Origin of the sequence: Flavobacterium sp. ASV13 (assembly GCF_000745775.1) — a bacterium.
Lineage (GTDB): Bacteria > Bacteroidota > Bacteroidia > Flavobacteriales > Flavobacteriaceae > Flavobacterium.
Map to the genome: position 1 here is coordinate 320636 of NZ_JQJY01000008.1, position 17429 is coordinate 338064.

Genomic DNA, 17429 nt, shown 5'->3' on the forward strand with positions numbered 1-17429 from the left:
AGCGAACCTTGCGTAAACTTAGCGCTCTTTGCGGTTAAATTTTACCACTATTACAACCCCCTTTAACCCCCAAATTATATGAAAAATAGTTACAGATTTCGGTTAAGTTTATTCTTGATTCTCTCTTTTGGTTATTTTGCTTCGGCACAGACTTCTTTAGGATCGAGTAAAACATTCCTGAACAAGATTAAAAATGAATTAGTCACTTCTACTACCGCAAAAGGCACCGAAAAAACAATTCAGCTTCAGGCAGCCAATTCAATAAGCTTTAACGGAAAAATAAATTATAAAGAGTCAAATGCATCAAGCGAATTTTTGATTGGAGAAATTAAAAATATTGCAGAATCTTCTTTTTATATAAAAGTTCAGGATCAATCTCTTGAAGGTCATATTATTTTAAAGAAAACCAAAGAAGCCTACAAATATTACTCTGATGCAAAAGGAAATGCTTTTGTTTCAAAAGTTGATATTAACACTTTGGTTTGTATTGATTATAAAAATGTTCCAACAAATGCAAACACCACAGGTAAAACAGCCGCTGCTGCAGAAATTGCTCCGGCATTGTTAAACCTGCAAAGTTTACCGGGTGCTGTAGGCTGTGTTTTATTAGATTTTGACGGTTACTATATGCCGGCAGGAAATCTTTGGAACAATGGTAACGCCATAAATGCTGCTCCTTCAGGAATGAGTGATGCTGCCGTACAACAGCATTGGGAAGTAGTTGCAGAAGATTATCGTCCGTTTAATTTAAATGTTACCACAAGCGAAGCTGTTTTTAATTCTTATCCAAAAAACAAAAGAATGCGCGTTGTAGTTACGCCAACAAATACTGCAGCTCCAGGTGCAGGAGGTGTGGCGTATATTGGCTCTTTTAATTGGGATAATGACGTTCCTTGCTGGGTATTTATTACTTCAGGGAAATCTGGTGGAGATGCTTCTTCTCACGAAGTTGGACATACCTTTGACCTTGGTCACGACGGACGTACGAATCCTGCGGAAGATTATTTCTTAGGATTAGATGGAACTTCATATGCACCAATTATGGGCGCTGGTTATTACAGACCTATTGTTCAATGGAGTAAAGGAGAATATAATTTTGCTAATAATTTACAAGATGACGTTGCGACAATTGCAAGTTCTAAATTTGGAGTTGGATACCGAGGTGATGATTATGGAAATAATATCGCTTCAGCAGCCACTTTAGATTATAACGGAAGCGGAGCAATCAATCAAAAAGATGGAATTATTTCAAGTGAAGCCGATTATGATTTCTTCACTTTTACAACAGGTGGAGGAAATGTAGTTATTAATGCGAATACTGTTTCAAGAGATGGAAACCTGCATCTTTTAATGAGATTGTATAATTCATCAGGAACAGAAATAGGAACATTTTGGAACTCTGATCCGTTTGCTTTAAATGCTTCTATGAATGCAAATCTGGCAGCAGGAAGATATTACGTAGGTGTTGACGGAACCGGAGCAGGAAATGTTGGAAGTGGCGGTTATTCAGCGTATGGTTCTATCGGAAGTTATTCTATTACAGGAACAATTCCACCTGGTGGAAATATCAATCCGTCAACAGATGTAATAACGGTTTATAAAGATTGTAATTACACAGGTTTCTCGGGCGGATTAACAATTGGAGATTATAACTTAGCGAGTTTAAATTCTTTAGGCGTTTTAAATGATGATATTTCTTCGCTTAAAATTACGCAGGGATATCAGGCAATTTTATACCAAGATGATAATTTTACCGGAGCTTCTACAGTAATTAATTCTGATAATTCGTGTTTGAATGCAACCTGGAATGATAAAGTAAGTTCAATCAGAGTTATTGCAAATGGTGTTACAACTTTAGGCAATCAAACGTTCTTTCTTCAAAATAGAAACAGTGGTTTGTATATGGATGTTTGGAACGCAAGTATGACAAATGGAGCAGGAATTAATCAAGGTTCTCTTAATTCAGGAAACAATCAGAAATTTACATTGACTCACTTAGGAGACGGTATGTACAAAATCATAGCCAATCATAGCGGACAGTCTATGGATGTTAATGGTTTTAATAAAGCGAATGGTACACGCGTTGAACAATATCCATATAACGGAACTACTAATCAGCAGTTTATATTAGTTTCAACAGGAGACGGATTCTATAAAATTGTTGCCCGTCACAGCGGAAGAATTGTTGAGGTTGCAGGAGCAAGTACAGCTACTGGAGCTATTGTACAACAATGGGACAATAACAATCAAACATGTGGACAATGGAAATTGATTGCTACAACAGCCTCTCAAACTTCTACTTTAATTCAGGCAGAAGATTACTCAGCAATGAGCGGAATTCAGGTTGAAGCTACAACAGATACTGGCGGAGGTTCAAACGTAGGTTATACTGAAACAGGCGACTGGCTTGCGTACAACAATATTAATTTTCCAACAACAGGTTCTTATTTAATTGAATACAGAGTTGCAAGTGCTGTTACTGGCGGCAGATTATCATCTGATTTAAATGGAGGAACTATTGTTTTAGGAAATGTTGATATTCCAAATACCGGAGGCTGGCAAAACTGGCAGACAGTTACGCAAACCGTAAATGTAAATGCAGGAACATATAATTTCGGGATCTATATTCAAAATACGGGAATGAACATCAACTGGATTAAAATTACAAAAGTTGGAGCAGGAGCACCGTCGGCAGTTATCGAAGATGAAATAAAAGATGTTGCATTTAATGTTTATCCAAATCCGGTTTCAGAAACGCTTTTCTTTACAAAAGATGTTTCAGGAGGAAATGTTAAAGTAATAGATTCTCAAGGCTCTGTAGTTTCATCAGAAAAAAGCAATGACAATAGTTTGAACGTTTCGCATTTGAGACAAGGAATTTATTTTGTTGTTTTTGAAAAAGATGGAGAAAAAATAATAAAACGTTTTATAAAAAAATAATCCATTCGCCATAATGGTTTTATATACATTAAATTTTAGGTTTTAATGTAAAGGCTGTCAGAAATGACAGCCTTTTTTTGCATTAATTTGTTGTCAATGTTTTATTTGTAGTTAGATGATTTTGTGTATAGTAAAGTCCCTACGGGACATTTTTGGAGGGGCGATAATCTATGTTCTACCAATATTTAACCTCTAACGAGGTAAACTTACTACAATTTAGAAAACTCCGTTAGGAGTTAAATATCGGTAGAAAAAAATGTGAACACAATATAATTGTCCCGTAGGGACTACACAAACTTTTAACCAATCGAAAATCCCCTAAAAATTATCATTCGATAACAATACGATAAACTCATTTCATCATTAAATTGATAAAATTGCTGCATATTAAAAGTTTAAATACTTTTAATAAATTCTTTATTTCCCAAAAGCTTAAAACCTATGAATTTAAAATTTACTTCCCCAATAATTATACTCTTTATACTATTCTTTAATCATACAATTTCAGCCCAAAATCAAAAGAATTTAGAAGGCGTTCAGGTTGCATTTTTATCAGATGTTCACTTGCAGGATTTGTTCGGGTCATTCTCAGACAATGATTTTAAAGGCGTTTTGAATACCAAAACAAAAAAATATGCGTTAATAAGAACGATGGCCTCGCAGTTGCATTCGACGAGAATTTTCAATGAAAATTATTTTGCCTTCATCGCCGCTCTTGAAGATATTGCAAAAAGAAAGATAAAATACGTTGCGCTTCCGGGCGATTATACCGATGACGGTCAGCCAATTCACGTAAGAGGATTACAGAAAATTTTAGATCAATATCAAAAAAAATATGGTATTGAATTTTTTATAACCACCGGAAATCACGATCCGGTTGGACCATTTGCTCAGGAATCGGGTAAAGAAGATTTTTTAGGAAAAGAAGGAAAAAGCCAACCCATTTTTAGCAAAGACGGCATGTATAAGCCAAACATGAATATCGAACAGCCAGTTGTCATAACAGCCGATATTGCTAAAATGGGTTATTTAGGCATAACAGAGGATCTAAAAAACTTCGGTTTTTATCCGAATAAAAAATATAAGTTTTGGGCGACTCCTTTCGCCAATTACACTTCCCAAAATTACGATTTCAAAAAAGCTGAAGAAGCTTCAAAACTTACTAATAGAGTGTATAATGTTGCGCCTGGATTTGAAGTTCCAGATGTAAGTTATGTCGTTGAACCAATCGACGGACTTTGGTTAATGGCAATTGACGGAAATGTTTATATTCCGAAGAAAACCGATGGCGATCCAAAAGATCCTAAAAATTATTCGGAAGCAAGTACAGGTTATAATAATGTGCTTTCGAACAAAAAACATCTTATAAAATGGGTTCAGGATATTTCGGCGGAAGCCAAACTTCGTGGAAAAACTTTGATTGCTTTCAGTCATTTTCCGATGATTGATTTTAATGATGACGCTTCCGCGGAAATAAAAGAACTTTTAGGACCAAATAAATGGCAATTGAATCGAGTTCCGGTTGAAGAAGTAGCGCAGGTTTTTGCCGATGCCGGATTGAAAATTCATTTTGGTGGACACATGCACATCAACGATACAGGATTACGCACAACTGCAAAAGGAAACACTTTGGTTAATATTCAAACGCCTTCACTTGCGGCTTATATTCCAGCTTACAAATTATTGACGATTCAGAAAGATAATCTTGTCGATATTCAGACGATCACGATTGATAATGTTCCGAGATTTGATGAACTTTTTGATTTGTACAAAATGGAATATCAGTTTCTAGAAAGTCAGAATACGAAGGATATTTGGAATAAAGCTATTTTAGAAACCAAAACTTACCACGAGTTTACCGATTTTCATTTGAAGGAATTAGTTCGTCTTCGTTTTCTAAAAGACGATTGGTCTTCTGCTTTCAAAGACTTTATTCTGAATGTTTCGGCTCAGAATTTATTGGTTTTGGCGAATATAAAATCGGCTCAGGATTTTGATTTTATTCTGAAAAACAAATCACAATTCCAGAAAGAATGGAAGGAAGCAGAAACGAAATCGGAACAAATTCTAGCTCAAGATAATCTTAAAAAAGAAGATTTTAACTGGACAGGAAATGATCTTTTAATTGATTTTTACCGTTTTAGAAGTGCCGATGAATTGGCTTTCGCCGATGTTGGTGTTGAAAGAGCAAAACAATATAAAGTGTTGTCGAATTTGTTTTTAGAAAATGCAGCTGCTTCAAATGATACGCCTCTTCAAAAGCAAATGAAATTATTCCTGATTATCTTCAATAAATTTATGCATGAAGTTCCAGCAGATCATTTTACAGTTGATTTGAAAAATGGTGAAATTAGAAGTTTAAAGTAATTTAACCGCAAAGCACGCTAAGGTTTACGCAAAGTACGCAAAGTTTTTTTTAATCTCGCAAAGACGCAGAGTCGCAAAGTTTTTATAATCTTTGCGACTCTGCGTCTTTGCGAGCAAATTTAAGCAACAAAGTCCGCAAAGCTTTATAGATTTAGCTTTGCGAACTTCGCGTTTATGTAAGCAATCTTTGATAAAAAACCTTAGCTCCCGATAGCTATCGGGATTGCGGTTAAAATTTACTGCACATTTACAGGATTCGTTCTCACATAAGTTCCATCATCATATTTAATTTGATAAGGAGAATTGAAGAAAGTACTTGGCAAATAATAATCTGTTGAGATGATTTGCGCTCCTGATTTTTTTGCGGCTTCAAAATGTGAATAATCATTTGCTCTGGCTTCTTTCGTGTCAGAATCGGCGCGGGTTCTTATTAAGTAGCCTTTTTTAACCAGATCCGTAATTGATGGATCTTCAGAATTATTTCTAAATAACCAAGCCGCTTCTGGTTTTCCGGGTTCGGCATTAATAAAAACGGCGCGTCCCTTAAGGGACGGATGATTCAATGCGTACAAATCTCTTTTTGCGCCGTTATTATCTAAAAGAAATATAAATTTTCCTTTTGCATTTTTCAGTGTTGGCCAGTTGTTGTTCAAAACGGCTTCTTCAAGTGTTTTGTATTTTCCGCGAACCATATCTGGCGTGATAATTTTATTTCCTAAACCTTTACGAAGCTCTTTGTCTAAAGCATCAAAAAGTTCCGGTGTAAATTTCTCTGCTTTTGTTCCTAAGTAACTATCGTCGTCTTTTGGTTCTAAAGTGATAAAAACCGGAACGTGATCTGGATTTGCATTCGACCATTTTTTTAGTTCAGCAAGACAGCTTTGAAGGGTGTAACATGAAGTTCTAAAATCGATGTCAATCATATGGAAAACTTTAAAACCCGGTTTTTTCATTTCTCCATTTGGATCATACGCTTCTTGTGATTTTGCAATATCAAGACCTTTTGGGTGTACAAATTTTCCGCCTTGAGGATCGCCCTGAACATCAATTTCTAAATTGCGTAAACCTTTATTTAATTGATCTGTAAGACTAATGTGTGTGTACTGAAGTCCTTTTAGCGAACGCGAAGTATCTTTTGCCTGAATGGTGTTGTATAAATCAGTTTCAATAGCGTGACGGTAACTGTTGTGCGAACCGATAACCTGAATTTGATTGATTTTTAAATTGTCGCTTTGTGCGTGACTCAATTGAAAAGCTCCAGCAAATAATACTGTAAACAAAATTTGTTTCATGTTTTTGATGAAATTAGGATTGTGGAATTAAGAGGACGCAGCAACAGAGAATTGCTTCTTTTAGAGATTACTAAAGTAAAATGGACAATTGTTTTTTGTGTTAGCTAAAGTAAAAGAAATAGCAAACCAAATATCATTTTTGTCTAAAAATAGTAGTATTAATAAAACAAATCAATTCAAAATTTAATTTAAAGATAACTTTCAGACAAAAACTATTGGTGTCGTATTTCATTATTTTACATCACCAAATACTACCAAAATCCATTATGAAGAATCCTGAAATTTTTGAAAAAACGTATACGCAATACTGGAAAAAGCTCAATGCCTTTTCGTATACGATGACTCAGGATAAAGACTTGGCACAGAATATCGTGCAGGATGTTTTTATTGATTTGTGGGAACGAAAAGACGATTTGAATATTAATGCGATTGAACCTTATTTATTTCGTGCTGTCAAAAATCAGGTTTTTAAACATTACCAAAATAATCGGTTTGATAAGACAATTTTGGAAGATCAGTTTGAAGATTATATAATTGACAATTTTGCTTCGATTGATCCCGAAATAATGGATTTGCTTTATTCTTTATTAGATCAGCTTCCGGAGAAAAGAAAAGAAGTTTTATTAATGTATAAATTTCAGGATATGTCAATCGATCAGATTGCAGACGAACTTGGAATTTCGAAACAAACGGTGAAAAACCAAATTTCATCGGCATTAAAACAATTGCGCGAAGGCTTGAAAGATCTAGCTTGGATGGCGCCTTTAATCATTTTTCATAAAAACTTTTAAGATAACTTTCTGTTGATGTTTTCATAATATTTGCGGATAGTACGATTTCAAGATTCTGGTACTTATAGGTAACAATAAGTATTATGATAAAAAGAATCAAACATAGTTTAGAATATCTTATCGATAAAAGTTCAAGAAATAAAACTTCAATTGCAGAAGAAAATCTGCTTAATGATTTTGCCTTTAATCAATATCAAAAATCGAAATGGGATGAAGTTTCGATGGGAAATTCTGATGAAGTTTCTCAGGATATCTACAATAATATTCAATATAGAATAGGAAAAAAGAGAACCTTTAATCCTTATTTAAAATATATGGCAGCTGCCAGTATTCTTTTTCTTGCCGGTTTAGGCTTTTGGCTTAAACCAAAAATTGCTGTCGAAAAGCAATTATCGTTTAAAACGTCATCGATTCCCAAATCTATCCAGTTAAGTGACGGCTCGAAAATTTATTTGGCAGCAAACTCATTATTTCAATATCCTGAAAAATTTGAAGGAGATGAAAGAAAAGTTTCTCTTTTAAAAGGAAATGCATTTTTTGAAGTAGCTAAAGACAAAAAACATCCTTTTATAATTACTTCCAGAGAAATTAAAACCAGAGTTGTAGGGACTTCATTTCACATTCAGCTTTCAAAATCTAAATGTGAAGTGATTGTTGTTACTGGAAAAGTCAATGTGAGTTCGAAAGGGCAGAGCGTTGATTTGGTTCCGAATGAAGAAGCTTTGTTTGAATCAAATAAACTGACGAAGCAATTAGCCGACAAATCATTTTTAGTGAATTGGTATTCAACCGATGTAACGCTAAATGAAACCACACTTAAACAAGTCATTACCATTTTACAATATAAATATGGCGTTTCATTTCAGTACGATAATGAACGTGTATTAGCAACGCCGTTAACGGTATTCATAAAAAAAGACGCAACATTAGAGAATGTTTTAGAGCAAATAAATTATATCACAAACCTAAAATTCAAAGTTTATGGCGAAATAGTAAAAGTGGATTAAAACAAAAAAGCAGTTGCTGAGAACAACTGCCTTTGAATAAATTAAGTATCGTAAAAAAACCAATAACTTAAATCATGTATTTTAAAACTTCTTATTTAAATCTAAAGAGTCTTTTCTTTTTAGTTCTGGCTTTACTGACCTTACAGACAGGTTATAGTAAAACTTTAGTAAAAAAATCAAATTTAGAAAATAAAATAGAAAAAGCAACTCTTGTTTCTATATTTTCAAAATTGAGCCAACAAACAGATTATAAATTCAGCTACGGACAAGCTGTAATTGCTGATAATACTACTTATACAGTGAATTTTGCTGGCGAAACTGTTTCGGCAATTTTGAATGATCTTTCAAAAAAGGCAAACTTCAATTACAACATTAACGGAAAACTAGTTTTGATTCAGAAAACTGCTGCGCCAAAACCTGCAACTACAAAAGCGGTAGACAGAGTTAAAGTAAAAGGAAAAGTAGTTGATGAAAACAGTGTGCCAATTCCAGGTGCAACGATTATGGAAACAAGTTCATCAAACAGTGCCGTTTCTAATTTTGATGGTGAATTTGAAATCACAGTTGGTGACGGAAAAACTATCGAAGTTTCGTATTTAGGTTATAAAACTAAAGTTGTTACTGTACAAAAAACTTTTATGACAATTCAGTTAGAACCAAATACTTCTGAATTGAGCGAAGTTTTAGTTGTAGGTTACGGAAAACAATCTAAAAAAGATGTAACAGGTGCAGTTACTCAGCTTGAAGCAGCAAGTTTTAAGCAAGGTGTAAATATTTCTGTAGATAATTTAATGCAAGGAAAAGTTGCCGGAGTTCGTGTAGTGAATACAAGTGGTGAACCGGGAGCGGGAGTAAACGTAACAATTAGAGGTGTTGGATCTATCAGAAGCGGAAGCACGCCTTTGTTCGTTGTTGATGGTGTGCCTTTGTCAAATGATGATGTGAGTCCGTCTGGAAGTAATGTTGGTTTCGGAAATTCATCGGCTAAAAATCCATTAAACTTTTTAAATACAAGTGATATTGAGTCGATTACAGTTTTGAAAGATGCTTCTGCAGCGGCGATTTATGGTGCAAGAGGATCAAACGGAGTTGTTTTGGTTACTACTAAAAAAGGTTCAAAAGGCGAAGGAACTTTAACTTTTGATTCTTATACAGGAGTTTCGAATGTGGCTCACAAATTAGATGTTTTAGATGCTGACCAATATAGAAAAGCAATTAAAGATCCTGCTTTTGATCACGGAGGAAATACAGATTGGCAAGATGTAATTTTTAGAACTGCGATTACAACAAATAATTCATTGGCTTTTTCAAAACAAACAGAAACAGGAAATTATTATGCTTCTGTGGCGCAAATGAATCAGGAAGGAATTATCAATAAGAGTAATTTCAAACGTATGTCGGGAAGAATTAATGCTGCGGAATCGTTTTTGGATAACAAACGTCTGAAAGTAAAAATGAATCTTACGGCAAGTGAAACTAAAGATAACGGAGTTCCTACAAGTGATGACGGAGGTTCAAACGGACAGTTGATCGTTCATACTTTGATGGCAAACCCAACAAGATCTGTTTTTGATGCAAATGGGAAGTACACAAACTTTAATATGAATGCACATTATAATCCAGCTTATTTGTTAAGCATTTATGATGACGTGACGCGTACATTGAGAGTTTTAGGAAATTTAGAAGCGTCGTTACGAATTGTTGACGGATTGGAATACAAATTAAACATTGGTTTTGACCGTTCTGCATCAGAAAGAAATACTACTATTTTTCCAAACTTAACGGATTTGAATCCAAAAGGGAAATATGTTCAGAATAATTTAGATTCTAGAAACTCTTTGATCGAGCATTATTTGACTTACAATTTGAATTTGGATAAACATAAAATCGAAGCTTTAGGCGGATTTTCATACCAAAAATTCGAAAGATCTGGAACGGCTTTCAGTGTTGACGGAATTTCAAATCAAGGAGTTGGTGTACCGCCAGCAATTAATCCTGGTTTTGCAGGAACACAATCTGGAGTTTCAGGATATGCACAGGAAAATGAGCTTCAGTCTTATTTTGGAAGAGTAAATTATACTTTCAACAATAAATATCTTTTGACAGCTTCGATGAGAGCTGACGGTTCGACTCGTTTTGGAAAAAACAATAAATACGGTTATTTCCCATCAGCAGCTTTAGGATGGAATATCTCTAAAGAAAAATTCTTAGAAGATGTAACGGCAGTAAGCAACTTAAAATTAAGAGCAAGTTGGGGACAAACAGGAAATCAGGAAGTTGAAAATAAAATTACTCAGGCAAGTTATTCACTTTCAGGAGCTGACGGATATTATTTATACAATGATTTGAATTTGGTAAACGGAGTTTCAGTAAACAGAACACCAAATCCTGATTTGAAATGGGAAGTTGTAACACAATACAATTTAGGTTTAGATTTCAGTTTCTGGAATGACAAATTGTACGGAACTTTAGATTATTTCAACAAAACTACTACAGATGCAATCTTAAATGTTCCATCACAAGCTTTAAGTCCAACTACAACAATCTGGACAAATATCGACGGAAAAATCATCAATAAAGGTTTTGAATTTATGGTAGGTTCAAAATTGATTGACAAAAAAGATTTTTCTTGGAACATCGATATGAACGGTGCGACTTTGAATAATAAAATTCAAGATTTGCCAGTTTCAGAAATTTTGACAGGAACTATTTCAGGTCCAGGACAATCTGGAGTTAATGCAAATATCTACAAAAGCGGTTATGCTGCAGGATCTTTCTACTTATTGGAACACATTGGTTTTGACGCAAATGGAGCTAATATTTTTAAAGATCAAAATGGAGACGGAAAAATCGACAACAGCGACAGAATTATTATCGAAGGAGCTTTGCCAACTTTCTATTACGGATTTAATAGTGATATGAGATATAAAAACTTTACGTTCTCATTCTCAATTATTGGTCAAACTGGAGGTTATTTGTTGAATAATACAGGATTAAATGCCTTGAACATTAACAACTTGGCTTCTGACAGAAACGTAGCAACAGGTTATTATGAATCAGGTGCAAATGCAACAAATTCACCAATTTTATCGACACTTTTCTTAGAAAAATCAGATTTCATCCGATTGAATACAGCTCGTATTGGTTATAATTTCGATTTAAAAGGAATCAACTGGATCAATGGTTTGACGCTTTATGTTACAGGACAAAACTTGGTAACAATTACAAATTATACTGGTTTTGACCCATTAATCAATAGCCCGAAATCAAACGGAGGAAACCAGTCAATTGGTATCGATTATGCTGCTTACCCAACTTCTAGAACGTTCAGTTTTGGAGCAACTTTAAAACTATAATTTATTATGAAGACAAATACATTTTTTAGTATAAAATTAATTGCATTGTTCTCGTTTATCTGGCTTTTTGCTAGTTGTACAGATCTTGATGAAGTAGTTTTGGACGAAGTATTAGGTGATAATGCTTCAAATCCGGCCGGAGCACTTGCGGCAGCTTATGACAGATTAGGAGATGGAACTTTTGTAGATCATGGAGGCGTTTTCTCATTACAAGAATATACTACAGATGAGGCAATTTTGCCAACACGCGGAAGTGACTGGGGAGATGGAGGAAAATGGAGAGATATGCACGAGTTTACATGGAAATCGGATAATGCGATTGTCGGTGACAACTGGAATAAACTGACTAACGGAATTACACGTTCGTTGACTGCAATTCAATCGGTTGAAGAAAGTTCAATTCCGGAAAAGAAATTATTTTTGGCAGAAGCGAAAGGACTTTTAGCGTATTATTTATATACCACTTTGGATTTGTACGGACAAGCGCCTTACAGAGATCCAATGAACCCAAATGCACCTTTGCAAATTTTAAAAGCCGATACTCAAATTGATAAATTAATTACAGATGTTGAAGCTTTAATTCCGGATTTGGCAAGTATGGGAGAACAGCAAACGCACCACGGCCGTTTTACTAAAGAAGCAGCTTATGGTTTTTTGGCAACAATGTATTTGAATCGCGCTGTATTTAAAGATCGTTTCAATGCAAATTCAAACTTTAACTTCAGTGAGCCAGCAGTTTCTGGCGGAGGAACGGATATGGATCGTGTAATTTATTATACATCATTATTGATTAATTCTGGAAAATATTCTTTAGAAAGTGATTATTTCAAAAACTTCGCACGTGATAATGACAAAGGAAAAGAGCTTATTTTTGCAATTTCTCAAAAGATAGATTACATCCGTAACGGTTCAAACAGTTTTGCTTATGTATGTATGGAACGTAACCAAAGAACTTCGGCAGCAAACAGAGGAACAAACGCTGCTTGTACAACTCCAGAATTCTTCGCAACATGGGACGGAAATCATGATGATCCAAGATTTCAGCAAAAATACCAATATTCAGATGGAACTTGGTTCAAAAATGACGGAACTGATGTAAGTGTTCCTGCAACAGATATCGTTCCTAAAAGTGCTAATTTACCTTGGTTCCACTTTAACAGAGGAATTGAGTATGGACCACAATACGGACCAATCTTATTATCTTCAGGTTCTTTAGAAATGATCAACGGAAGAATTAAAGTTTCTCCATTGTTTATGGAAAAAAGTACAACGACAAGAATGGATTTTACGCCTTCATTAACGTTTAAAAACCCAGCTCAGGCAGTTTTTGCTCAAAACGAAATTAACCAAGGTGCTCGTATTTTTAAATATGAATTTGATCCAGAAGGAGGAAACGGTAACAGTAATGTTGATATTCCGTTATTCCGTTTAGGTGGAATTTACACGATGAGAGCTGAAGCTTACTTCAGAAAAGGAAGTGTAGGATTAGCAATGGATGATTTAAACAAATTACGTACAAGCAGAAAGAGAGAAGCTTTGTTTGGAAGTGTACCAGGAAAAGCACTTACATCACTTGATGCGACGCAATTATATAATGAAATAGGTTTCGAATTGTATTGGGAATTATACAGAAGACCACAAATGATTCGTTTTGGAAAATTTGATTTGCCTGGAACTGCTAAATCGGCTTCACTGCCATTTAGAAGAGTGTTTCCAATTCCGCAATCAACTATTGACGTAACGAAACAATTTACACAAAATCAAGGTTATAACTAAGTTGTGTTAGTTAGTTTATTTTTTATTTATTTTTTATTAGAAAAGCCTGTCTTGAAAAAGACAGGCTTCTATTTTTTTAATGTTTTAAGTTTCAAGTTTCAAGTTGGAATGCGACTTGGCTTGAGCTGATTTTAACCGCAAAGTTCGCAAGGTTTTTTATCAAGGTTAATGTTTACAATCGCAAAGTTCGCAAAGCTTTGCGTTCTTTTACGTTTGTAAACACAATCTAAGCAAAAAAATCCTTGCGAACTTTGCGGTTAAAATCACAACGAATGGCAAACCTGAAAATTGAAGCAAATTTAAATGTTAAAAAAACTTTGGTTATATAAATTCTAAAGACTTTCCCTGTTGGCAGCTTCTTTATTTGTATCATAATGATATTGTTGCTATTGTAATGTGTGTTTGTAATTATTTGTAAATCAAATAGATGATTTTTTTGTTTTGATGGTACGATTATTTTGTTTTAAGCATTTTTTTGGTTTCAAATTATAATTTGAAACCAATATGAGCCATCAATTTGCGAATGACCTTTCTCAATTGGATAATTTTGGGCTAAATCAAATAACAGCTGAATGCTGTGGGTAAATTATGGAGATATTCTTATAGTGAAGAAGCTTGAAATTCTTCTTATTTTATCTAAAAAAAGTAATAAAAAAAGCAGAGTAACAAACCCATTAAAAAAATCAAATTATGAAAAAGTATCATTTATTAATCGTTGTTTTTTTGTTTTCGCTGACAATGTCAGCGCAAAGTCAAGGTGCATTTTTGCTTAACTTGTACGGAGGTTATACCTTTTCGGACAAAGTAGATTTTGATTCTTCATACGCAAAAGTAGAAGATGGTTTTGAGTATGGTGCAGGTTTTGAATATTTTATCATGGATAATGCTTCTATTGAATTAAAATATAACAGACTTGATACAAAAATGCCTTTATACACAAAGATCCCCTTAAATAATGGAACTATACCTGCAGGAACTCAAGTTAATGCTGGAGATGATGAAGGTGCTATTAATTATATTTTAGCAGATTATACGTATTACTTTGGGTCAAGTTCTCAAAAAGCAGTCCCGTTTCTGGGAGCAGGAGCAGGTATTTCGATTCTTGAATCACCAAAAAGTGGCAGCGGAACTTATTTTGCATGGGAAATTAAAGGTGGTGTAAAAATAAAAACGGACTCAGCAGTGTCTGTTAGTCTTAATGCTTATTTACAATCTATGTCGGCAGCTGTTGGATATGATTACTATTGGGACTACTATTGGGGACCAGTGGCAGTTACTGATTATGCATCAACATTTCAATTTGGTTTAGGAGCAGTTGTAAGTTTTAATCTGAATAAAAAATAAAACGAATACTAAGCCTTAAAAATTTAAATGATGAAAAAAATAATTTTATTAGTTCTCATACTTATTTCAGCACATTCTTTTGCGCAATCTACTTTGAAAGAAGATGTTGAGGTAATTCAATCCATTTATGGAAAGTCTAAAGCAGATTTGGTTAGACAATATATGAATTTGTCAGAACCTCAGGCTTCAGCATTTCAAAAAATATATGATGAGTATGAAGTTTCACGGAAAGCGCTCGGACAGCAAAAAGTCCAGATCATAAATGATTACGGAAATAATTATGCAAATCTTGATGATGTAAAAGCAGCAACGCTAACTGAAGCAAGTTTAAAAAACGTCACCGACTATGATAAACTGTTGACCAAAACTTATGGCAAGGTCAAAAAAGCCGTTGGCGGACGAAATGCTGCAAAATTTGTACAACTTGAACAATATCTACAAGTTACGATTAGAGGTGAAATTCAAAATTCAATTCCTTTTATTGACGAAATAGATAAAACAAAAATCAATAAAACATAATGAAAAAGCGATAATGCCAAACTGTATTATCGCTTTCTTATTTACTGTACTTTTGATATGCCAAAAGGACATCGTTATTTTATAAGAATACCAAGAGATGATATAATTTTTAAAAGGTATTCAGGAGTTATTTTTGATTGGAGTTTTATGTATGTTTTTCACATTTTAATCATAGTAATTTCGAAATTAAATAACATTCAAAAATAATACAATTATGATACATCAAATTGATACCACTGATAATGTTGTTGCTTTTAGAGCTTTGGCAGAAGTAACAAAAGAAGATTTTTTGAGCACTGTAGTTCCTGCAGTTGAACATTTGGTTAAACAGACAAACGAAATTAATTTTTTATTGGTTCTGGATACCGATATTGAGAATTTCACTGTTGGAGCCTGGCTTCAGGATGCGTTGCTTGGCTTAAAACATCTTGGAAAATGGAACAGAGCGGCTATAATTTCAGATTCAGAAGATATTATTTCTTTCACAAATGGATTTAGTTTTGTAGTTCCAGGCGAATTTCATGGGTTTAAGAAAGAAAATTTCAATAAAGCCTTAAATTGGGTTGAAGGAAATATTAATATTTAAATTTTTATTTGTTTTAGGTTTCTCAGCAGAAATCAAATAATAAAAAAGCGCAAATCCATTTGAATTTGCGCTTTTTTATTTAGAGTTAAGCAGAAAAAAAATTAATGATTATATTCAATTCCGCTGCTTTCTGTAAGTTCTTTTTTTGCTTTGTATGATTTTGAGATTTGTTTGTAGCAAGCTGTAGTTAAAAGGGGTAGTGCTATACTTCCAACAACTGCTGCCGATTTATTATGCCCGGTTTTCTTTAAAACTGCACCAACTAAAAGTGCTCCAATTCCAGCACAAACTAAGTTTTTCACTGATAATTTAGAAGCCGGATTTGGCGTTATTCCGTGCAATAAAGGATCTATAAAATTCAAATTTTCCATAATTATAATAATTTATTTAATTAAACTAACTTTATATTTAATTAGACGATTTTTCATTGTCTGTATCATTCTCAATCTTTTCAATTTCGGCTTTTTCTTTTTTAATAGCCTGTCGAAGCAAAGCAAAAAGACTCATGTAAATATTTGCCATAAAAACCAGCGAGAATCCTGCCAAAATGTAGCCACGCCAGTCATTTAACAAAAGTTTATAATCACAAAACACTAAAAATGCAATTGTGACATAATGACTAAAACAATATTCGCAAGTGAAAAGGTAAAACGCTTTTCGTGACAGAATTGTTTTGTCGAATTTTGAATGTCTGACACACCATTCGCGCGGTTCTCTAAAAATTTCCTCGTGCGTTACTGTCCAGCTGATACAAGCGATTGGAACAGCTAAAACAAAAAGCCATATAATTTGCGAGATCAAATCCATATTTTAATGTAATTGATTACGCTCTTGGATGATTTTCAGGATAATGTTCTGCATCAAAATCATTTAAATCTTCGGTATCATCGTGGTCTAAGTCGTGATCATTTTCGAAATCTGTATTGCTTTCATAATCCGAATCAGGTTCAAAATCATTTCTTCTTTCATCATTTGTAATGGCGTCATCTTCATTTACGACACGATCCTGATTTGGAATATTTTCGGCTTTTATAGAATGGCTTTCAAAATCTGGAGACAAATGTCTTGGATCATCAATAAATTCGTCCTGATATTGATACGGATTTTCATTTCTGGAATAATTATCGGTATCAATAATAGTATTTTGATCAATATAATCGGGATCACTTTGGCCAAATTCATGATGTTCCTGATTTTTTAAATCTTCTCTGAATTCGTCTTCATTAAAAGAACCATTAACGATAATATTTTGTTCGATGAAATCAGGATCATGCTGATTATAATCGGGGTTGTGATACTTTTCCATAACGCTGTTTTTTAAGTTGCTGTTATCTTTTTCTGGATGCGAATCGGTATTTTGCAAATTTACGAACTTAGCTGGCATAAGTTCTTATAGGAATCTTAATTATAGTTGCATAATTAACAGTTGCTTATATTTTTATGGCTAAAAA

General features: G+C 33.9%; 13 protein-coding genes. 9 read left to right on the forward strand and 4 right to left on the reverse strand.

Going from position 1 to position 17429, the window contains the following annotated elements; all coding sequences use genetic code 11:
- Positions 1–78 precede the first annotated feature (78 nt).
- Positions 79–2940: a carbohydrate-binding protein gene (locus GQ47_RS23795; RefSeq protein WP_238568008.1), complete on the forward strand. Its 2862-nt coding sequence runs from the start codon at positions 79–81 to the stop codon at positions 2938–2940.
- 441 nt (positions 2941–3381) lie between these two features.
- On the forward strand, positions 3382–5307 hold the full coding sequence (locus tag GQ47_RS17765) for a metallophosphoesterase family protein (RefSeq protein ID WP_035651235.1): 1926 nt from the start codon (positions 3382–3384) through the stop codon (positions 5305–5307).
- A gap of 236 nt (positions 5308–5543) precedes the next feature.
- On the opposite strand, the gene GQ47_RS17770 is transcribed toward GQ47_RS17765, so the two are convergent.
- A complete protein-coding gene (locus GQ47_RS17770) occupies positions 5544–6599 on the reverse strand; it encodes a phosphatidylinositol-specific phospholipase C1-like protein (protein ID WP_035651238.1) in 1056 nt (351 codons plus the stop codon).
- Between the two features lie 266 nt (positions 6600–6865).
- On the opposite strand from GQ47_RS17770, the gene GQ47_RS17775 reads away from it, so the two are divergent.
- The 7 genes from GQ47_RS17775 (at position 6866) to GQ47_RS17805 (ending at position 15978) form a co-directional block, all read left to right on the forward strand.
- Positions 6866–7390 (forward strand): RNA polymerase sigma-70 factor, encoded by a 525-nt coding sequence (locus GQ47_RS17775; RefSeq protein ID WP_035651241.1) that lies wholly within the window; start codon positions 6866–6868, stop codon positions 7388–7390.
- Positions 7391–7473: 83 nt separating this feature from the next.
- Positions 7474–8397, forward strand: coding sequence for a FecR family protein (locus GQ47_RS17780; protein WP_035651243.1), 924 nt, complete (start codon positions 7474–7476; stop codon positions 8395–8397).
- Positions 8398–8471: 74 nt separating this feature from the next.
- Positions 8472–11753: a SusC/RagA family TonB-linked outer membrane protein gene (locus GQ47_RS17785; RefSeq protein WP_035651246.1), complete on the forward strand. Its 3282-nt coding sequence runs from the start codon at positions 8472–8474 to the stop codon at positions 11751–11753.
- 6 nt (positions 11754–11759) lie between these two features.
- Complete coding sequence (locus GQ47_RS17790) at positions 11760–13529, forward strand: RagB/SusD family nutrient uptake outer membrane protein (protein ID WP_035651249.1); 1770 nt, start codon at positions 11760–11762, stop codon at positions 13527–13529.
- Positions 13530–14219: 690 nt separating this feature from the next.
- The gene (locus tag GQ47_RS17795; protein ID WP_035651252.1) at positions 14220–14873 is read left to right on the forward strand and encodes a porin family protein; all 654 of its coding nucleotides are present in this window, start codon (positions 14220–14222) and stop codon (positions 14871–14873) included.
- A gap of 30 nt (positions 14874–14903) precedes the next feature.
- On the forward strand, positions 14904–15392 hold the full coding sequence (locus GQ47_RS17800) for a hypothetical protein (protein ID WP_035651258.1): 489 nt from the start codon (positions 14904–14906) through the stop codon (positions 15390–15392).
- Positions 15393–15606: 214 nt separating this feature from the next.
- Positions 15607–15978 (forward strand): SpoIIAA family protein, encoded by a 372-nt coding sequence (locus GQ47_RS17805; protein WP_035651260.1) that lies wholly within the window; start codon positions 15607–15609, stop codon positions 15976–15978.
- A gap of 101 nt (positions 15979–16079) precedes the next feature.
- Here GQ47_RS17805 and GQ47_RS17810 read toward each other — a convergent pair whose 3' ends face one another.
- From GQ47_RS17810 to GQ47_RS17820, 3 genes are read right to left on the reverse strand one after another with little or no spacing between them, the layout of a single operon-like run.
- Positions 16080–16349, reverse strand: coding sequence for a hypothetical protein (locus tag GQ47_RS17810; RefSeq protein WP_035651261.1), 270 nt, complete (start codon positions 16347–16349; stop codon positions 16080–16082).
- A gap of 37 nt (positions 16350–16386) precedes the next feature.
- Positions 16387–16785, reverse strand: a complete 399-nt coding sequence (locus tag GQ47_RS17815; RefSeq protein ID WP_035651263.1) for a hypothetical protein — start codon at positions 16783–16785, stop codon at positions 16387–16389.
- A gap of 16 nt (positions 16786–16801) precedes the next feature.
- Positions 16802–17284 carry a hypothetical protein gene (locus tag GQ47_RS17820; RefSeq protein WP_035651446.1) on the reverse strand — a complete coding sequence of 161 codons (483 nt, stop codon included), beginning with the start codon at positions 17282–17284 and terminating at the stop codon, positions 16802–16804.
- Between the last annotated feature and the right edge of the window lie 145 nt (positions 17285–17429).